Genomic DNA, 17888 nt, shown 5'->3' with positions numbered 1-17888 from the left:
GTCGGGCTACCCCGCCACAAAACGCCCGCTCTTCCCGCCATGCTTCTCCATCAGCCGTACCCCGCTGATGGTCATGCCGCGGTCCACGGCCTTGCACATGTCGTAGATCGTCAGCAGCGCCACGCTGGCGGCGGACAGGGCTTCCATCTCCACGCCGGTCTGGCCGGTGCATTCGGCGGTTGCGCGGCATTGCACGCTGCTTGACGCCTCGTCCACCTCGAACTCCACCGCCACGCGGGTGAGTGCAATCGGGTGGCACAGGGGGATCAGGTCGCTGGTTTTCTTGGCGCCCTGGATGCCCGCGATGCGGGCGATGCCCAGCACGTCGCCCTTCTTGGCGCTGCCGCTGCGGATGAGCGCCAGCGTGGCGGGCAGCATGGTGATGCAGCCTTCCGCGATGGCCACTCGGTGGGTGCTGGCCTTGGCCGACACGTCGACCATGTGGGCCTGGCCCTGGGCGTCGAAGTGGGTGAGCGGGCTGGGCGGCTGGGTGGGTGCGTCGGACATGGTGGCGGTTCTTTGCGCGGTCTTTACAGAAACCTCTGGGGCTTGGCGGCATCATACGGGGATGGTTTTCCACGCCCGCCCCCCGCTGTCGCCGCGTTTCCGCCGCTGGTCCGTCGCCGTGCTCGCTGCCGCGCTGCTGCTACCGCCCTCGGCGGGCACGCGCGCGCAGTCCGGTGTCAACCTGCCCTCGCTGGGCGACGGCGCGGGCATGTCGATCGCGGCCGAGCGACGGCTGGGCGACAGCATCGCGCGCGACATCTACCGCGACCCGGACTATCTGGACGACCCGGTGCTGGTCGACTACCTGCAGACGCTCTGGCAGCCGCTGCTGGGCGCTGCGCGGGCCAGGGGCGACGTGCCGCCCGAGCTGTCGGACCGGCTGGCCTGGCAACTGCTGATCTCGCGCGACAAGCGGGTCAACGCATTCGCCCTGCCGGGAGGGTACCTGGGGGTGCACCTGGGGCTGGTGGCGGCGACCGAGTCGTCTGCGGAGCTGGCCAGCGTGCTCGCGCACGAGCTCAGCCACGTCTCGCAGCGCCACATCGCGCGCATGCTCACCAAACAGGACCAGGCAGCGCCCTGGCTGATGGGGGCCATGATCCTCGGGGTGCTGGCGGCGCGGGCCAATGTGGATGTGGCCAACGCCGCCATCGCCGGCAGCCAGGCGGTGGCGATCCAGAACCAGCTCAACTTCTCGCGCGACATGGAACGCGAGGCCGACCGCGTCGGTTTCGGTGTGCTCACCGGCGCCGGATTTGAGCCACTGGGCTTTGTGACCATGTTCGAAAAGCTGCAGCAGGCGGCCCGGCTGAATGACGACGGGTCGTTCCCCTATCTGCGCAGCCACCCGCTGACCAGCGAGCGCATGGCCGACATGCGGGCCCGGGTGCCGCTGGCCGAAGCGCCACTGGCCGGACCACGCGTTGGTGCTCCGGTCACAGGGCCGGCGGCTACGCCACCCAAGGCCTTGCATTCACTGATGGCGGCCCGTGCCCGGGTGCTGTCGGAGAACGGGCCAGACCGCCAGCGCGCCTGGCTGCAGGCCGGGCAGGCGCCCAACGCCGCGCCCGCGGCCCAGTACGCGGCAGCCCTCTCCGCCCACCGGCTCGGGCAGTCGGCGCAGGCCTTGTCCATCGCGCGCCAGGGCCGCGCCGCCGCAGCGCCGGGTACCCAGGACGCCTGGGCTCTGCTGCAGCTGGAGATTCTGGTTGGGCCGAATGCCCGGGCGCTCAACGACGCTTCGCTGGCCACACTGCGGGACCAGGCGCTCGCCGGCAGCACGCGGGCCGATCTGCTGTTCGGCGCTCAGGCGGCGCTGGCCAGCCAGGGGGCCCTGGCCGGGGCCGCCGCCCGCCTGCAGGCCTGGGTGGTGGCACAGCCGAAGGATGCGCAGGCCTGGCAGACCCTTTCGCGCATGCAGGCCGCGCTGGGTCAGCGCCTGCGCTCCGTGCGCTCGGAGGCCGAAGCGCGGGCGGCGCAGATGGACTACGGCGGGGCGCTCGACCGCCTGCGCGCCGCGCAGATGCTGCCGCCGGCGGACCGCAACGCCGACCCGATGGAACTGGCCATCGTCGACGTGCGCCGGCGCGAAGTCGAGGAGCTGTTGCGCGACTCAGCGCGACAGGAGTGATTTCACCGCGGCATCCACCACCAGCATGATCGCCGAGTAGATCAGCGAGCCCAGCAGCGCGGCGCCGAAACCGTTGACGTGGAAGCCGTCCAGCACGCTGGCGGCTGCCCAGAACAGCAGGGCGTTGATCACGAACAGGAACAGCCCCAGCGTGATCAGCGTGACCGGCAGGGTCAGCAGCACGAGGATCGGGCGCAGCACCATGTTGAACAGGCCGATCACAAAGGCGGCGATCAGGGCCGAGGTGAAACTCTGCACCTGCACGCCGGGGTACAGGTAGGCCACCAGAAGCAAGGCGCAGGCGGCGAGCAGCCAGGTCACGATTGTTTTCATGCGGCCAGCATAGCACCGGCCATGAAAAAAGGCGGCCCCCTTTCGGAAGGCCGCCCAGGGGGCGTTCAGCGCTCGGGCGATCAGGCGCCGGCTTCTTCCGCGGGCTTCTGGCGCGAGGCCACGAACTTGCCGACGGCCAGCACCAGCAGGGCGCCGGCGACGTGGGCGGTCCAGTACAGCGTGTCGGAGATGACCGCCAGACCCTGGGTGTCCACCGAGCCCAGCTTGGGCATCCAGGTCCACTTGTCCGGGTTCACGAAGGCGGGGTCGGTGACCAGCATGCCGCCCGCGATCCAGCCCAGCAGCATGCCGCCGGCCACGATGATCACCGGGAAGCGGGCCATCAGCTTGATGACCAGGGTGCTGCCCCAGACGATGATGGGGATGGAGATCAGCAGGCCCAGCACCACCAGCAGCAGCGAGTGCTCGCCTGCGTTCTGGGCGGCGCCGGCGATGGCGATCACGTTGTCCACGCTCATTACCAGGTCGGCCACGATGATGGTCTTGATGGCGGCGAACAGCTTGTCGCTGCCCTGGATGTCACCGTGACCATCTTCGTCAGGCGCGATCAGCTTGATGCCGATCCAGACCAGCAGGATGGCGCCGACCAGCTTGAGGAAGGGCACGTTCAGCAGCGTCATGGCGAACGCGATCAGGACCACGCGCAGGACGATGGCGCCCGCCGTGCCCCAGATGATGCCCTTGGTGCGCTGCGCAGGCGGCAGCTTGCGGCAGGCCAGCGCGATCACGACCGCGTTGTCGCCCCCGAGCAGGATGTCGATGATGATGATCTGTCCCAGAGCGACCCAGAACTCGGGTGAAGTCAGGAAATCCATTGGATGCCTCGTTGTGTGGTGGTGGGCCCCTGACAGGCCGGTTCCGGCGCAGACCGACCCTCGGCGCCAGATGGTGAACATCGGCGCGAAGGGGCAGTGAGGCCTAGATCGGTCCGCAGGGACGGTCCAAAGGTCTTGCTCAGGCCGGTGGCGGGCACCGGGCTCGGATCGCCGGAAGCATGTGCTTCGTCCTGACGACGACCCGAACGGGTTGAAACGGTGCGCCTGGCGCGGTTTCCTCCCGGAGAGCTACTCCCCTTCGAGTCCGGCGATTGTAGCGGCGCGGTTTCCTGTTCGACCCTGATTGCAGGTAAGCACTTTCCACACCGTATCATCGCCGTCCCATGGCCGGCATCCACATCACCGACATCGAGGCAGCCATCAACTACTGGCGTGAGCGCTCACCCTCGTCCGACGCAGCCATGCCTCTGACACTGCCCCTGCGTGCTCTGGCCGAGGTCTATGCACTGATGGTCTACCACCGGCAGACCGACACCGACGAGGCGGCCCTGCCGCCCGCGGCCCGCCAGGCCTGGCTGGCCTGGTTCGACACCACGCCGGACACGCCCTGCATCGCCATCTGCTCGACCAGCCAGGGCGACGAGGTGTGCAAGGGCTGCGGCCGCAGTTTCGATGAAGTCCAGCACTGGACAGCCATGAGTCCGGCCGAAAAACGGGGGGTGTGGCGGCGCATCACCCTGCAAGGCGACGCCTGGCGCTTCAACCGCTATGCCGAGCGCGCGATTGAGGAGAAGACGGGTCAGGCCGGAATCGTGTAGTTCGCCTGCGTCACGTTGTCGATCCCGCAGGTCAGGTCGCCGATCCAGCCGATGAACTCCTTGACCGCGTCGCCCGCCAGCGGCGCGCCGTGCTGCGGCACGATCATCTTGATCGGCAGGTCCCGCACCATGTTCGCCCACAGGCGCAGGATCTTCTGCGACACCATGTAGCGGCGGTGGAAGGCTTCCATGCGGGCCAGGTGGGGACCCAGGCTGGTGATGGGGGCGGACGCGTCCTTGGACGTGCCCAGCGACACGCCCAGGTCGCCGGAGAACAGGATCTTGCTGACCGGGTCCCAGAACTGGAAGTTGCCCTCGGCGTGCATGAAGTGCGCCGGCAGCGCAATGATTTCGCTGCGCCCGAGCTTGATGCGCATGCCAGGGTCGGGGATGCCGATGATGCGGCCCGCGGTCTTGCCCGGCTTGCAGAAGTGGGGCGCAAAGCGCTCCCACAGCTTGGAGATGTAGAGCGTGGCCTGGGTGCTGGTCATCCAGCGGTCCAGCGAGGCGATGATGTCCGGGTCGGCGTGCGAGGCCAGGATCTCGGTGAGCTTGTTGGGCGGGAAATAGCGGCCGATGGTGAGCAGCAACTCGTTGAACGCCATGTTGCCGCCCGGGTCGATCACCGCTCCCTGGTCGCCATCGATCACCAGGAACTGGTTGGCCTGCACAGCTTCGCCGCCCTCGTCGCTGAGATGGGCGAACATCAGGCAGACGTGCCCGTTCTGGTTGAACAGTTCAATGGCCATGACGGGGGCTCCTGGGGCGCGTGCGCCCTGCGTCGGGCGGCGGCTGATAAAAAAACAAGCGCCGGACTTTATGCAGCGGCATCCAAGTGCCGGTTGCGATATGTCAAACGTGTCACGGACTGTGCATGAAAAACCGCACAACTTCAGGGGGTTGTCCGCCCAAAACGCAAAAAGGCCGGACAACTGGTGCCCGGCCCCGGCCAGATTCATGCAAAAGAATTACGTTCGACGCGCCAGTTCGGCGGCCTTGCCGACGTAGCTGGCCGGCGTCATGGCCAGCAGCCGGTCCTTCTCGGCCTGGGGGATCTCCAGGCTGCGGATCAGCGTGTGCAGTGCCTCGGCGGTCACGGTCTTGCCGCGCGTGACCTCCTTGAGCTTCTCGTAGGCACCTTGCACGCCAAAACGGCGCATCACGGTCTGGATCGGTTCGGCCAGCACTTCCCAGGCGGCGTCCAGGTCGGCGGCCAGGGCTTCTTCATTGAGTTCCAGCTTGTTCAGGCCGGTCATGAGCGAGCTGTAGGCCAGCACCGCATAGCCCAGGCCCACGCCCATGTTGCGCAGCACGGTCGAATCGGTCAGGTCGCGCTGCCAGCGGCTGATGGGCAGCTTCTCCGACAGGTGCTTGAGCACGGCATTGGCCAGGCCCAGGTTGCCTTCGGCGTTCTCGAAGTCGATCGGGTTGACCTTGTGCGGCATGGTCGAGGAGCCAATCTCGCCGGCCTTCAGGCGCTGCTTGAAGTAGCCCAGGCTGACGTAGCCCCAGATGTCGCGCGACAGGTCGATCAGGATGGTGTTGGTGCGGGCGATCGCGTCGAACAGCTCGGCCATGTAGTCGTGCGGCTCGATCTGGATCGAATACGGCTGGAAGGTCAGGCCCAGGCCCAGCGGCTCGGGTGTCTCGATGACCTTCCTGCTGAAGGCTTCCCAGTCGAAGTCGGGCCAGGCGCTCAGGTGCGCGTTGTAGTTGCCCACGGCGCCGTTCATCTTGCCCATGAGCTTGACGGCCGCGATGCGCTCGCGGGCGCCGGCCAGGCGCACGACCACGTTGCCCAGTTCCTTGCCGACCGTGGTCGGGCTGGCGGTCTGGCCGTGGGTGCGGCTGAGCATGGGCACGTCGGCGAACTGGTGCGCCATCTCGCGCAGGCGGGCGATCACCTGGTCCAGCGCGGGCAGCAGCACGGCGTCGCGGCCGCCCTTGAGCTGCAGGGCATGGCTGGTGTTGTTGATGTCTTCGCTGGTGCAGGCGAAGTGCACGAACTCGGCGGCCTTCTCCAGCTCGGGGCGCGCGTCGAACTTGGACTTGATCCAGTACTCGACAGCCTTGACGTCGTGGTTGGTGGTTTTCTCGATCTCCTTGATGGCCATGGCATCGGCTTCGGAGAAGTTCTTGACCAGGCCCATCAGGTAGGTGCGGGCACCGGGCGAGAGCGGCTGGAACTCGTTGAAGCCCGCGTCGGACAGGGCGATGAACCAGGCGATCTCGACCTGCACGCGGCGGTGCATGTAGCCCTGCTCGCTCATGAACGGGCGCAGCGGCGCCAGCTTGCCGGCGTAGCGGCCGTCCAGCGGCGAGAGGGCGGAGACGGGGGTGAGGCTGCCGGAGGCAGCGGCGGAGGGGGCAGAGGTCGGGCGCATCCCCGGATTGTAGAAGGCGGGTCCGGCGCCCGGCGGATCCCCCAGGCCGGCACGGGCGGCGGAGCCGCTCGCTAAAATGGCTCGCCCAGGGACCCCCACAACTCCACTCCTCATGAAACTCATCGGCGCCGTCACCAGCCCTTACGTCCGCAAAGTGCGGGTCGTCATGGCCGAGAAAAAGCTCGACTACCAGTTCATCCAGGAAGATGTGTGGTCGGCCGACACCTCGATCGCCACCTCCAACCCGCTGGGCAAGGTGCCCTGCCTGATCATGGAAGGCGGCGAGGCGGTGTTCGATTCGCGCGTGATCGTCGAGTACCTGGACACGCTCTCGCCGGTGGGCAAGCTGATCCCGCCCTCGGGCCGCGAGCGCGCCGAGGTCAGGACCTGGGAGGCGCTGGCGGACGGCGTGATGGACGCCGCCATCCTGGCGCGGCTGGAGTCCACCTGGGCCGGCCGCAGCGAGGAGCAGCGTTGCCAGGCCTGGATCGACCGCCAGATGGCCAAGGTCGACGCCTCGCTGGTGGCCATGGCGCGTGGTCTGGGCGACAAGCCCTTCTGCTCGGGCATCCACCTCAGCCTCTCCGACCTGGCAGTGGGTTGTGCGCTGGGCTACCTCAGCTTCCGCTTCCCGCAGCTGGAGTGGCGCACCACGCACCCCAACCTGGCGCGTCTGGCCGACAAGCTGGCGCTGCGCCAGAGCTTTGCCGACACCCGCCCCAGCTGACCGTCACCCGATGGTCACCGGCTGGCCTGGCGCCTGAGCCAGCGCATCAGCGCGCCCAGCACGGGCAGTTTTTCGTACAACTCTTCGGCCGCGTCCCAGTAGTCGCGGTGGTCGAGCACGCGGCCGTCCGCCGCCAGCCGCAGGTGCGAGCCGCCGCGCACCACCTGTTCGGTGGTGGTGTCGAAGCGGCGCATGCGGAAGCGGAACTCCCAGACCAGGAAGGCTTGGTCGCCATCGACCAGCTGGCTGGTGACGACGAAGTGCGGCTGGTGCAGCGACGCGAACATGTGCTCGAAGATGCGGCGGATGGCGGGCAGCCCGCGCACCTCGTTGAACGGGTCCTTGAAGCGGGCGTCGGGTGTGTAGAAGTGGTCCAGCCGGTCCAGGTCCTGCGGCTGCAGCCGCGCATAGAAGTCCGCCAGCCGCAGGACGGCTTCGCGCAGGTCGTTCGATGGGGTCATGCCGCTTTATAGACCGGTGGCGCGGTGCACGAGCGGGAAGTAGGCCCGGTAGGGCAGCAGGCGCAGCAGCTTCATCCAGACCGTGAAGCGGCGCGGGAAGTGCACCTCGAACCGGCCGGCCGCGATGCCGTCGAGCATGGTTCGGGCCGCCTCGTCCGGCGAGATGAGGGCCGGCATCGAAAAATCGTTCTGCGCCGTCAGTGGTGTCTTCACGAACCCGGGGTGCACCACGCTCACGCCGATGCCGCGCGGCGCCAGGTCGAGGTGCAGCGTCTCGGCCAGGTGGGTCAGCGCGGCCTTGGTCGGGCCGTAGGCCAGGCCCTTGGGCAGGCCGCGGAACCCGGCCACGCTGCTGACCAGGCTGATGTGGCCCTGGCCACGGCCGATCATGGCCGGCAGCAGGGCGTCCAGCAGGTTCAGCGCGCCGCCGTAGTTGATCGCCATGTGGCGCTGCATCTCGGCCAGGTCGAAGGCCTCGGCGCGCAGGGCGCGGTAGTGGCCGGCGCAGAACAGCACCAGGTCGACCGGTCCTTCGGCCAGCACGGCGCGGGCGGTGAGCGCCACGGCCCGCGCATCGGTCACGTCCATCGGCCAGGCTTGGACCGGCGCGGGCTGGCCGGGCCGGGTGTGGCGGTCCACCAGCGCCTGCAGGCCGGCCTCGCTGCGTGCGGACACCAGCACGGTGGCGCCCAGGCCGATCAGTTGCTCGGCCGCGGCCAGGCCGATGCCGCTGGAGGCGCCCACCACCCAGACCCGCAGGCCTCGCCAGGAGGCGATGCGCGGGTTGAACGGCCGCCACAGGCCTGGGCCGCGGCGCGGCCGGGCCGCACCATCGGCGGTGGTGGGGTCGACGAAGCTGCGGTGGAGGCTCATGAGGATCGCCGTACAAAACTGAGCGTGACCTCGCCCAGGCGGATGCCGAACTTGCTCATCACGGCCTTGTTGAGCATCACGCGCTCGTCCAGCAGATACATCCAGTCGTCGAACTGCACGTTCCAGACCCGGCCGTCCACCGGCAGCGCCAGCGTGTAGCCCCAGCGGAAGGCGTTGCCCGCGGTCTGGCCCTCGGCCACGCCGACCACGTCGTCGGCCCGGCCGGTGTAGCGGCCGTTGCCCTCGTGCTTGAGGCGCCAGATGCGCTTCTGGGTCGTGCCGTCCGAGTAAGTGAAGTCCTCGTCGAGCACGCCTTCGTCGCCGTTCCAGGTGCAGCGCATGACCACGGTGAAGCGCCGCACCACCTGGCCGCTGCGGTCGGTGAACACACCGTAGGCGTCCAGCGTGCCGTTGAAGTACTGGCGCAGGTCCAGCACGGGTTTTTCGGTGGCGTAGTCGCCAACCTGCGGGCCGGCGCAGCCGGTGATGGCCAGGGTGACCGTGGCAGCGCCTGCGGTGAGCAGCAGTCGTCGTTTCATGGGAGGGCTTTCAGGGTGTCGGGCAGTGGCGCGCGGGGCGCGGCGGGGCGGATGACCAGCACCTGCAGCAGGCCGGCGGCCAGCAGCTTCAGGCCGCAGGGCAGCAGGCAATAGGCCACGGTGAGGGTCCACAGGGCCTGCGGATCGCGCGCGCCGGGCTGGTAGCCGAAGGCGCCCAGCAGCGGCAGGGCCAGGCCGGCGGCCAGGGCCAGGTTGAGCTTGGCGGCGAAGTTCCACCAGCCGAGGTAGGCGCCCTCGCGCTGGCCGCGTTCGCCCAGTTCGTCCATCAGGCCTGTCAGCAGCGCCGAGGGCAGGGCCAGGTCGGTACCCAGGGCCACGCCGGAGAGCGCGCAGACGACCAGGAAAGCGGTCACATCGCCCGCGCCCAGCGTGGCGGCCCAGATGAAGACCGCCACCGAGAGCGCCATGCCCGCCAGCCAGCAACGCGCCAGGCCCAGGCGCGGCACCAGCCGCACCCACAGCGGCAACGAGAGCGCGGCGCACAGGAAGTAGGTGGCCAGGAAGGCCGGCTCCACGCTAGCCGGCGCCTGCAGCCGGTCCTGCACAAAAAACAGGACGAGCGTGGCGGGAACCGCGCTGGCCGTGCCGTTGACCACGAACACCGCCAGCAGGCGCACGAAGCGGGGTTGGCGCAGCGGATGGGCCAGCGTGTTCTGGTGCGCCAGCGCGCCCAGCGTCAGGCCGCGCGCCGTGGGCACCACGGCGGCGCTCCAGGCCCACCAGCCCAGCGCCAGCAGCACCGCAAAGGCGGCCACGGTGGCGCCCAGGCCCAGGGTGCCCGGCAGCACCGCGGCGGTCAGCACGCCCACCAGGGCCAGGCCTTCGCGCCAGGCGCTGATGCGGCTGCGCTGTGCCTCGTTGCCGCCCAGGCGCGTGCCCCAGGTCTGGTGCGCCACACTGGCCACGCTGTAGGCGGTGTAGGTGACGGCCATCAGCACACCGGCCCAGGCCAGCAGCGGCACCACCTCGCCGCGCAGGGCCGGGGGCGGGAACAGCAGGCCCCACAGGCCGAACGCCAGCACCAGCGCGGCCACCGCGCCCGCGCCCAGCACGCGGCGGTGGCTGCGGGCGAACAGGCGGTCGATCCATCGTCCGATCCACGGGTCCAGCACCGCGTCGAACAGGCGCGCCGCCAGCAGCACCGCGCCCAGCGCCGCCAGCGGCACACCGAATGAGCGCGCGTAGTGGTTGGGCAGCACCACGTAGAGCGGCAGCGCCACGAAGGCCAGCGGCAGGCCGAGCAGTCCGTAGCGCAGGCCCTCGCGCCAGGCCCCGGGCGCGGTGAAGCGCGCGGCGTCGGCGGAGGCGGTGGTGGTGACCATGGGCGGCTCAGCGTGCGGCGCCGGCGATCAGGGCCTCGCGCAGCCGGGGCTGCGAGGTGCGGGGCGAGAGCCAGATGCCGAAGAAGCGCTCGGCGAACACCGGGTCGTCGACCACGCCGCGCAGGCGGCCGTTGTAGTAGAAGTGCGCGCCCCGGCCGGGCAGGTGCACACCCATCAGCCGGTCGCCGGGTGCCACGTCGGGAAACACACGCTCCATGGCGGCTTTCCACTCGGCGGCCTGGGCCGGCGCCAGCGGGGCGATGTCCTGCATCTCGTCGATCGAACGCTGGGCGATGTCGGTGCCCTTGAAGGCGCGCCGGTACTGCAGCTCCAGCGCCAGGCGCTGCTGCTCGAAGCCCTCGGGCCGGAACGCTGGCGTGGTGTAGAGCGTGGCGACATAGACCTCGAAGCCCCAGTAGCGGAACAGCGACTGCCCGCGCGGTGCCTTGCCGGCAAGCGCGGCCTCGGCCGCCTCGGCCGGCGCGTTGGCGTGCACCGGGGCGGCCAGGTGCAGCCACAGTGCCGCGGTGATGGCCACCACGGTGAAGGCGCGCTGGGGCAGTTGGTGTCGCACGGCCGGTCCTCCCGGATCAGTCGGGTTGGCGCAGGGTGAACTGCACGACGTCGGTGTTGCCTTCGTCGAAGGCGGCCTCGCAGTAGGCGAGGTAGAACTCCCAGGTGCGCAGGAAGCGCTGATCGAAGCCTTGCTGCAGCACGCGCTCCTGGTTCAGCAGGAACTGCTGGCGCCAGACCCGCAGCGTCTGCGCGTAGTCGGGGCCGAAGTGGAACTGGTCCACCACCTGCAGGCCGGCGCGTTCGGCCGCGGCGCGGAACTGCGAGGGGCTGGGCAGGCAGCCACCCGGGAAGATGTACTGCTGGATGAAGTCGGTGCCGGCGACGTAGCGGTCGAACAGGTCGTCGCGGATGGTGATGCTCTGGATGCAGGCCCGGCCACCCGGCTTGAGCAGGCGCGCGACGGTATTGAAATAGGTGTCCCAGTACTCGCGGCCCACGGCCTCGACCATCTCGATGGAGCAGATGGCATCGAAAGGGGCGTCGCCGATGTCGCGGTAGTCCTGCAGCCGCAGGTCGGCGCCCGGGTTGCGCCGCTGCGCGAAGGCCAGCTGTTCGGTCGAGAGCGTCACGCCGGTCACCGAGGCGCCGAACTCGGTGATGGCCTTTTCGGCCAGCGCACCCCAGCCGCAGCCGATCTCCAGCACGCGGTGGCCCGGCTGTACGCCGGCCATGCGCAGGGCGCGCCGCACCTTGGCGTGTTGTGCGTCCACCATGTCCTGGCCCGGCTGCTCGTACAGCGCCGACGAGTAGTTCATGGTCTCGTCCAGCCAGAGCCCGTAGAAGGCGTTGCCCAGGTCGTAATGGGCGTGGATGTTCTTGCGGCTGTTGGCCTTGCTGTTGCGGTTGAGCAGGTGGCGCAGGCGGTAGGCCAGGCGGCCGATCCACGAGCCGTAGACCACGTCTTCCAGCGCCTCGCGGTTGGCGATCAGCAGGCGCAGCAGGTCGGACAGCTGCGGCGTGCTCCAGTCGCCGGCGATGTAGCTCTCGGCGAAGCCGATGTCGCCCGATTTCAAAGCCGCTCCGAACACGTTCCAGTTGGTAAGCCGCATCGTGGCCCCCACGCTCCGCCGGTGAACCGGGTCGCTGCCCCCCGAGGGGGCTTGTCCACCTTGGGGCGGCCCTGCGGTGGGCATCTCCGCCAGCGGCCCGGCGCCGCCACCGAAGCGCTGCACCGTGCCGTCGGGCAGCTGCAGCGTGAGCGAGCCGTGGCGCAGGCGCTGCAGCAGCTGCAGCGTGGTGCGGGCGGCGGCCGGGGCGTGGCGGGGCAGGGAGAGGCCGGCGCTCTGCGGGGCGGTGGTGCTGTTCATGTCGTGTCGGAAGGCAAGGGTCAGCGGGAGGCCGGGTGGCCCGGGGTCACGAAGTCCGCCGGTGCGGCGGGTTGGCGGAAGAAGGGCGCCTGCTTGAGCCACAGGCGCAGGGCCTGCCAGTGGATGCGGGCGATCACGCCCAGCGTCATCAGCGGGTGGCCCCACAGCGCGCGCCGCGCAGTCGCGGCGTCCAGCGGCTGCAGCGTGCCGCTGACGCTGGTGCGGATCAGGGCCTCCGCGCCGGGCTCGTCGTGGAAGTCGATGCGCACCACGGTGCGGTCTTCGCCGCCGTGCTGCGTGCGCATGAAGACGAAGCGGTATTCGCCGCGCACCGGGGCGAAGGGCGAGACGTGGAAGACCTTGTCGGCCGTGGCCGGCACGCCGTGGCGCGGCGCGTCCAGCAGGTAGCAGTGGCGCTCGCCGAAGGTGTTGTTGACCTCGGCGACCACCGCGCGCAGCGTGCCGTCGGCGCGGTGGCAGTACCAGAAGCTCACCGGCTTGAACACGTAGCCCAGCACGCGCGGGTAGGTGTGCAGCCAGACCTCGCCATCCGCGTCGCCGATGCCGTGCTCGGCCAGCAGGCCGTCGAGCCAGGCCAGGCAGTCGTCGCGGCCGTCGCCGTGGTCGCGGTCGTGGAAGGCCAGTGCTGCCCAGCGGTTGCGTGCGAGCGCGCCGGGGCCGTTTTTCCGAAGGCTGCGCAGCGGCAGCATCAGGAAGAAGGTCGGGTAGGCGAAGGCGTGCGCCTTCGGGCGCGAGCGGGCGTGGCGCACCTGGCCGAAGCCGACCAGGGCTTGCGGGGCGTTGTTCGCCCCCACGCTTGTCACTGCGTGTACTGCGCTGCCCCCCGAGGGGGCGCGAGCTGGCTTGGGGCGGCCCGGCGCGGCGCTCTGAGCTCCCGCTGTCATGCAAACACCCCCGGCAGCGCGGCGTCGCGGGTTTCGGTGGCGGTGCGCTGCGGCAGCAGGTCGTGCGCCATGATGAGTTCGCGCGCGGCGCGCAGGCCGGCCTTGAGGCCGTCTTCGTGGAAGCCGTAGCCCATCCAGGCGCCGGCGTAGAAGGTGTCGTGCCGGCCCTGCAGGTCGACCATGGCCTTCTGGGCGCGGATGGCGGCCAGGTCGAACACCGGGTGGGCGTACTCGTATTCGCCGATCACGGTGGCCGGGTCGATGGCGCGCTGCGGGTTGAGCGAGACGATCACCGGGGTCTTCAGCGGCAGCGGCTGCAGCCGGTTGATCAGGTAGTGCAGGCAGACCCGCGGCTCGTCACCGGCGCCGCCGGCCTCGTAGTTCCAGGCCGCCCAGGCCTTCTCGCGCTGCGGCAGCACCGAGGCGTCGGTGTGCAGCACCGCGCGGTTGGGCTGGTAGCGCACCGCGCCCAGGGCCGCACGCTCTTCGGGCGTGGCGGCCTCGCCCAGGATGGCCAGCGCCTGGTCGCTGTGGCAGGCCATGACGATGGCGTCGAAGCGCTCGACCCGGCCTTCGCTCACCACGCGCACGCCCTGGGCGTCGCGCAGCACCTGCTGCACGGGGGTGTTCAGGCGCCGGTCGGGAATACGGGCGACGATTTTTTCCACGTACTGCCGCGCACCGCCGGCCACCGTGTACCACTGCGGCCGGTTGGTCACCTGGATCAGGCCGTGGTTGTGGCAGAAGCGCACCATGGTCGCGACCGGGAAGCGCAGCATCTGGTCGGTCGGGCAGCTCCAGATGCAGCCCATCATGGGCAGGAAGTACCAGTCGCGGAAGGCGGCCGAGAAGCGGTGGCGCTCCAGAAAATCGCCCAGCGGTTCCAGCAGCGGGCTGTCGGCGCCGAGGTCGTCGCCGCGCTTGGCCAGTCGGGTGGTCAGGCGGTTGAACCGGACGATGTCCGCCAGCATGCGCCAGAAGCGGGCGTTGCCCAGGTTTTCGCGCTGGGCGAACACGGTGGAGAGGTCGCTGCCGCTCCATTCCAGCGCCGAGCCGCGTGGCCCGGCGCCCGGTGCCTGGACCGAGAACGACATGTCGGACGGTGCCACCGGCACCTGCAGCTGGTCGAACAGCGCCAGCAGGTTGGGGTAGGTGCGCTCGTTCAGGACGAGAAAACCGGTGTCGACGCCGAAGGTGGTCGGGCGGCCCAGGGGGTCGGGCAGGGTCACGTCCACCGTGTGGGTGTGGCCGCCGAAGTAGTCGCCGGCCTCGAACAGGGTCAGATCGGCCAGGCCGCTGAGGGTGTGGGCGGCTGCCAGGCCGGAGATGCCAGAGCCGACGATGGCCACGCGCGGGCGCTGCGGAGGATTCGCGGGCGCACCGCCGATCGGGGAGGGGGTGGGGACCGAGTACATGGCTCAGCCCAGACGTGCCGCCACCCGCTGGGGGCGGCGGAGGGGGGAAGAAGAAAAGCCTGCGAAGCGCCCCGACGCGAAGGAGGGAGGGAGGGAGGAGGAGGAGAAGCGCCTCGGGATTTCATCCGCCGCGATCGGCGGAAGGCTTCGCAGTGCAAAAACCTGAACATCCGACAGCACCAACTTTGGCGCCATCGTGAAAGCATTGAGAGGATTCGTGGCGGAAAAGTTCCGCGGGTGGATGACCATGTGCTCTCCGGTGGCTGGTGTACCAAAATGAACTGATTGGTTTTATTGTGACTGATCAGTCACAAAACAGCCGAAACATTCTTTTCAACACCCATGAAGGGAGAATGGTTATCGGTCGGAATGGCCCGCGCAGCGGCGGAGCGTGGGGCCAGGGAACTCAGCGCCGGGCCGCCCCAGGCTGAGTTCGCGCCCCCTCGTGGGGCAGCGACCCGCGCAGCGGCGGAGCGCTGGGGCTATGCCGTCTTGCCCAGCGCGTGGCGCCAGAGTGCCTGCACCGCGGCCGCCATGCCGGCGGCCGCGTCGGCGCCGATCTGCGGGGGCGCCTCGTCCAGCCGCGCGCGGTGCTGGATGGCACGCAGCTCGCGGTAGGCGTCGGCGGCTTCCTGGCCCACGCCCTTGGGCAGCAGGCCCACGGCCTCGGCGCGCTGCAGCAGCGCGATGTTGCCCAGGTTGCCGCGCAGTTCCGGGTGTTCGCCCGAATGCGCCAGCACCAGGTACTGCACCACGAACTCCACATCGACCATGCCGCCCGGGCTGTGCTTGACGTCGAACTGCTCGCCGCGCACCGGGTGGGCGCTGCGCACCTTCTCGCGCATGGCGGTGATTTCCTGCGCCAGCGCCGCGCGGTCCCGTTCGGCGGTGATGACCGCCTCGCGCACGGCGTCGAAGCGCGGCTGCAGACCGGCCATGCCCATCACGAAGCGCGCGCGGGTCATGGCCTGGTGTTCCCAGGTCCAGGCGGTGTTGCTGCCACGGCCGCGCTGGTAGTTCTCGTAGGCGGTGAAGGTGGTCACCAGCAGGCCCGAGTTGCCATTGGGCCGCAGCGCGGTGTCGATTTCGAACAGGTCGCCCTCGCCGGTCTTGACCTGCAGCCAGTTGATCAGCTTGCGCACGAAGGCGGCGTAGATCTCGCTGGCGTTCTCGTCCTCGTCCTCGTAGACGAACACGATGTCCAGGTCGCTGCCATAGCCCAGCTCCTTGCCGCCGAGCTTGCCGTAACCAATGATGGCGAAGGCCGGCTCCTCGCGGTGGCGGTTCTTCAGCCGCGCCCAGCACCAGCGCGCGGTCACGCGCAGCACCGCGTCGGCCAGGGCCGACAGGTCGTCGGCCACCTGTTCCACCGTCAGCACGCCCTCGATGTCGCGCGCCAGGGTGCGGAACACCTCGGCGTGGTGGGCGCGGCGCAGCAGGTTCAGCAGCTCTTCCTCGTCGTCCTCGCCGGTGCGGCGCAGCGCGGTGCGGCGGTCTTCGAGGTCGGCCTCGAACTGGGCGGCGTCAAAGCGTTCTTCCATCAGCTGGCGCCCGGCCAGCTCGTCGATCACGCCCGGGTGCTTGAGCAGGTAGCGCGCCGGCCATTTGGCCGCACCAAGGATGCGCAGCAGCCGCTCGTGCACCGAGGGCCGCTCCTGCAGCAGGGCCAGGTAACTCTCGCGGCGCAGCAGCGGCTCGATCCAGTCGGCCAGGCGCAGCGCGGCCTGTTCGTTGACGCGGCCTTCGTCGAGCCAGGCGCCGGTGCGCTGGACCAGGCGCACCAGGCGCAGGCGGGCGTCCTCGCGCAGTGCCAGCACCCGCGGATGCTCGCACCACTGCGCGACCTTGGCGGCGAAGGCCTCGGGGAGACCGGCCATGACGCCCTGCAGGTCTTCCACGGCGCCGCGCGAGCCGTTCTTGTTGCAGCCCTTGCCGTTGCAGCCGCCGCCGGGCGCGCCGCCCAGCAGGATGTCGAACTCGTGGGCCACGGTCTCGCGGTGGGCGTCCAGCGCGCACAGGAAGGCGCAAATGTCGGGGAAGCCCAGGGTGGCGGCGATCCAGGCCAGGTCGTCGTCGCGGGTGGGGATCAGGTGGGTCTGCTGGTCGTCCAGGTACTGGATGCGGTGCTCGACCTTGCGCAGGAAGTCGTAGGCCGCGGCCAGCGCGTCGGCGGTGGCGCGCGGCATCAGGCCGGCCTTGGCCACGCGCTGCAGCGCGTCCAGCGTGGGGCGGGTGCGCAGTTCGGGGAACTGCCCGCCGCGCACCACCTGCAGCAGCTGTACGGTGAACTCGATCTCGCGGATGCCGCCGCGCGAGAGCTTGACATCGTTGGCCCGGCCCGGGTTGCCGGCGGCGCGCTTGGACGCGTGGTCGCGGATCTGGCGGTGCAGGGTGCGCAGCGAATCGAAGACGTTGTAGTCCAGGTACTTGCGGAACACGAATGGCAGCACGGCCCCGCGCAGTGCGCTGGCGCTCTTGTCGGCGATGCAGGCGGCCGGCGCGACGACGCGGCTCTTGAGCCAGGCGAAACGCTCCCACTCGCGGCCCTGCACCAGGAAGTACTCCTCCAGCGCGCCCAGCGACACTGCGGCCGGCCCCGAGTTGCCGTTGGGCCGCAGCGCCAGGTCGACCCGGAACACCTGGCCGTGTTCGGTGGTCTCGCCCACCGTGTTGTAGATGTGCTTGACCGCCTTGCCGAAGTACTCGTGGTTGCTGATGCGGTTGCGGCCCGCCGTGTTGCCGGCGGTTTCGCCGTCGGCGTCGTACACATAGATGAGGTCGATGTCGCTGGAAACGTTCAGCTCGCGCGCGCCGAGCTTGCCCATGCCGATCACCCAGAGCTGGGCGCGCTGGCCGTTCTCGTCCAGCGGCGCACCGTGCAGATCGTCCAGGTCGGCAAACGCCAGCCGGCAGGCCTGGTCCAGCGCCAGCTCGGCCAGCTCGGTCACTGCGCGGGTGATGTCCTGCAGGGACGCACCCTCTTCGCAGTCCAGCACCACCAGCCGCTCCATCACCAGCTGGCGCAGCACGCGCAGGGCGGCGGGCATGGGCAGGCCGCGGCCGGTGAGGGTGGCCAGGCAGGTGTTCATGGCCGCCTTGACCGGCGGGCCCGGCGGCAGGCAGGCCAGCTCGTTCTCGTAGCGGCGGCGCACCCGTTGCACAAAGCGAGAGTGCTCGGCCAGCCGGGGCGGCAGCGGGGTGTCGGCGGGGTTCACATTTGGCGACAAAGGAGAAACCGACGCTGCGGAACCGTCGAGAGGGCTGACCGTCATA

General features: G+C 69.7%; 17 protein-coding genes. 3 read left to right on the top strand and 14 right to left on the bottom strand.

Translation table 11 applies throughout. The features are described 5' to 3' along the window. Window positions 1–6: 6 nt before the first annotated feature. On the bottom strand, window positions 7–507 hold the full coding sequence (gene moaC, locus HPF_RS22910) for a cyclic pyranopterin monophosphate synthase MoaC (protein ID WP_133157941.1): 501 nt from the start codon (window positions 505–507) through the stop codon (window positions 7–9). 61 nt (window positions 508–568) lie between these two features. Here moaC and HPF_RS22905 point away from each other — a divergent pair, with 61 nt between their 5' ends. Further along, window positions 569–2137, top strand: a complete 1569-nt coding sequence (locus HPF_RS22905) for a M48 family metalloprotease (protein WP_133157940.1) — start codon at window positions 569–571, stop codon at window positions 2135–2137. Here HPF_RS22905 and HPF_RS22900 read toward each other — a convergent pair. Continuing rightward, window positions 2120–2470, bottom strand: coding sequence for a phage holin family protein (locus tag HPF_RS22900; RefSeq protein ID WP_066159355.1), 351 nt, complete (start codon window positions 2468–2470; stop codon window positions 2120–2122). The two genes, HPF_RS22905 and HPF_RS22900, sit on opposite strands and share 18 nt — an antisense overlap. Before the next feature lie 80 nt (window positions 2471–2550). Next, window positions 2551–3306 (bottom strand): TerC family protein, encoded by a 756-nt coding sequence (locus HPF_RS22895; RefSeq protein WP_079364831.1) that lies wholly within the window; start codon window positions 3304–3306, stop codon window positions 2551–2553. A gap of 344 nt (window positions 3307–3650) precedes the next feature. Here HPF_RS22895 and HPF_RS22890 point away from each other — a divergent pair, with 344 nt between their 5' ends. Beyond that, on the top strand, window positions 3651–4085 hold the full coding sequence (locus HPF_RS22890) for a DUF3717 domain-containing protein (protein WP_133157939.1): 435 nt from the start codon (window positions 3651–3653) through the stop codon (window positions 4083–4085). Here HPF_RS22890 and HPF_RS22885 read toward each other — a convergent pair. Together HPF_RS22885 and purB are read right to left on the bottom strand one after the other, a co-directional pair. Further along, entirely contained in the window at window positions 4067–4834 is a 768-nt protein-coding gene (locus HPF_RS22885) for an oxygen-binding di-iron domain-containing protein (protein ID WP_066159346.1), read from the bottom strand. The two genes, HPF_RS22890 and HPF_RS22885, sit on opposite strands and share 19 nt — an antisense overlap. A 219-nt stretch (window positions 4835–5053) precedes the next feature. Continuing rightward, window positions 5054–6469: an adenylosuccinate lyase gene (purB, locus tag HPF_RS22880; RefSeq protein ID WP_133157938.1), complete on the bottom strand. Its 1416-nt coding sequence runs from the start codon at window positions 6467–6469 to the stop codon at window positions 5054–5056. A 112-nt stretch (window positions 6470–6581) separates the two neighbouring features. On the opposite strand from purB, the gene HPF_RS22875 reads away from it, so the two are divergent. Continuing rightward, a complete protein-coding gene (locus HPF_RS22875; protein ID WP_133157937.1) occupies window positions 6582–7196 on the top strand; it encodes a glutathione S-transferase N-terminal domain-containing protein in 615 nt (204 codons plus the stop codon). A 14-nt stretch (window positions 7197–7210) separates the two neighbouring features. Here the strand turns inward: HPF_RS22875 and HPF_RS22870 are convergent, their stop codons facing one another. The 9 genes from HPF_RS22870 to glnE all read right to left on the bottom strand — a co-directional run bounded on the left by HPF_RS22870 (window position 7211) and on the right by glnE (window position 17887). Next, window positions 7211–7657: a nuclear transport factor 2 family protein gene (locus tag HPF_RS22870; protein WP_133157936.1), complete on the bottom strand. Its 447-nt coding sequence runs from the start codon at window positions 7655–7657 to the stop codon at window positions 7211–7213. A 6-nt stretch (window positions 7658–7663) separates the two neighbouring features. After that, window positions 7664–8530 carry an SDR family NAD(P)-dependent oxidoreductase gene (locus HPF_RS22865; protein WP_133157935.1) on the bottom strand — a complete coding sequence of 289 codons (867 nt, stop codon included), beginning with the start codon at window positions 8528–8530 and terminating at the stop codon, window positions 7664–7666. Further along, window positions 8527–9069, bottom strand: coding sequence for a DUF3833 domain-containing protein (locus HPF_RS22860; protein WP_133157934.1), 543 nt, complete (start codon window positions 9067–9069; stop codon window positions 8527–8529). Before HPF_RS22860 ends, HPF_RS22865 begins: the two co-directional genes overlap by 4 nt. Continuing rightward, on the bottom strand, window positions 9066–10412 hold the full coding sequence (locus tag HPF_RS22855; RefSeq protein WP_133157933.1) for an MFS transporter: 1347 nt from the start codon (window positions 10410–10412) through the stop codon (window positions 9066–9068). Before HPF_RS22855 ends, HPF_RS22860 begins: the two co-directional genes overlap by 4 nt. A gap of 7 nt (window positions 10413–10419) precedes the next feature. Beyond that, window positions 10420–10986 carry a chalcone isomerase family protein gene (locus HPF_RS22850; protein WP_243721651.1) on the bottom strand — a complete coding sequence of 189 codons (567 nt, stop codon included), beginning with the start codon at window positions 10984–10986 and terminating at the stop codon, window positions 10420–10422. A 16-nt stretch (window positions 10987–11002) separates the two neighbouring features. After that, window positions 11003–12295, bottom strand: a complete 1293-nt coding sequence (locus HPF_RS22845) for an SAM-dependent methyltransferase (protein ID WP_133157932.1) — start codon at window positions 12293–12295, stop codon at window positions 11003–11005. Between the two features lie 20 nt (window positions 12296–12315). Continuing rightward, window positions 12316–13110 (bottom strand): DUF1365 domain-containing protein, encoded by a 795-nt coding sequence (locus HPF_RS22840; RefSeq protein ID WP_243721650.1) that lies wholly within the window; start codon window positions 13108–13110, stop codon window positions 12316–12318. Window positions 13111–13196: 86 nt separating this feature from the next. Further along, window positions 13197–14615, bottom strand: coding sequence for an NAD(P)/FAD-dependent oxidoreductase (locus HPF_RS22835; RefSeq protein ID WP_133157930.1), 1419 nt, complete (start codon window positions 14613–14615; stop codon window positions 13197–13199). Window positions 14616–15097: 482 nt separating this feature from the next. Further along, window positions 15098–17887 (bottom strand): bifunctional [glutamate--ammonia ligase]-adenylyl-L-tyrosine phosphorylase/[glutamate--ammonia-ligase] adenylyltransferase, encoded by a 2790-nt coding sequence (gene glnE / locus HPF_RS22830; protein ID WP_133157929.1) that lies wholly within the window; start codon window positions 17885–17887, stop codon window positions 15098–15100. Window position 17888: the final 1 nt, after the last annotated feature.

The organism is Hydrogenophaga pseudoflava, from assembly GCF_004353865.1.
In the GTDB taxonomy this organism is placed as follows: domain Bacteria; phylum Pseudomonadota; class Gammaproteobacteria; order Burkholderiales; family Burkholderiaceae_C; genus Hydrogenophaga; species Hydrogenophaga pseudoflava.
Note: the sequence above shows the minus strand (reverse complement) of the source record. Positions and strands in the feature narration are given on the sequence as shown.

Bases quoted from the DNA above. Each gene is read 5' to 3' on its own strand.
- HPF_RS22855 (WP_133157933.1), bottom strand. From the start codon at position 10,412: ATGGTCACCACCACCGCCTCCGCCGACGCCGCGCGCTTCACCGCGCCC.
- HPF_RS22845 (WP_133157932.1), bottom strand. From the start codon at position 12,295: ATGAACAGCACCACCGCCCCGCAGAGCGCCGGCCTCTCCCTGCCCCGC.
- HPF_RS22865 (WP_133157935.1), bottom strand. From the start codon at position 8,530: ATGAGCCTCCACCGCAGCTTCGTCGACCCCACCACCGCCGATGGTGCG.
- moaC (WP_133157941.1), bottom strand. From the start codon at position 507: ATGTCCGACGCACCCACCCAGCCGCCCAGCCCGCTCACCCACTTCGAC.
- HPF_RS22860 (WP_133157934.1), bottom strand. From the start codon at position 9,069: ATGAAACGACGACTGCTGCTCACCGCAGGCGCTGCCACGGTCACCCTG.
- HPF_RS22875 (WP_133157937.1), top strand. From the start codon at position 6,582: ATGAAACTCATCGGCGCCGTCACCAGCCCTTACGTCCGCAAAGTGCGG.
- HPF_RS22835 (WP_133157930.1), bottom strand. From the start codon at position 14,615: ATGTACTCGGTCCCCACCCCCTCCCCGATCGGCGGTGCGCCCGCGAAT.
- purB (WP_133157938.1), bottom strand. From the start codon at position 6,469: ATGCGCCCGACCTCTGCCCCCTCCGCCGCTGCCTCCGGCAGCCTCACC.
- HPF_RS22885 (WP_066159346.1), bottom strand. From the start codon at position 4,834: ATGGCCATTGAACTGTTCAACCAGAACGGGCACGTCTGCCTGATGTTC.
- HPF_RS22895 (WP_079364831.1), bottom strand. From the start codon at position 3,306: ATGGATTTCCTGACTTCACCCGAGTTCTGGGTCGCTCTGGGACAGATC.
- HPF_RS22890 (WP_133157939.1), top strand. From the start codon at position 3,651: ATGGCCGGCATCCACATCACCGACATCGAGGCAGCCATCAACTACTGG.
- HPF_RS22905 (WP_133157940.1), top strand. From the start codon at position 569: ATGGTTTTCCACGCCCGCCCCCCGCTGTCGCCGCGTTTCCGCCGCTGG.
- HPF_RS22870 (WP_133157936.1), bottom strand. From the start codon at position 7,657: ATGACCCCATCGAACGACCTGCGCGAAGCCGTCCTGCGGCTGGCGGAC.
- glnE (WP_133157929.1), bottom strand. From the start codon at position 17,887: ATGACGGTCAGCCCTCTCGACGGTTCCGCAGCGTCGGTTTCTCCTTTG.
- HPF_RS22900 (WP_066159355.1), bottom strand. From the start codon at position 2,470: ATGAAAACAATCGTGACCTGGCTGCTCGCCGCCTGCGCCTTGCTTCTG.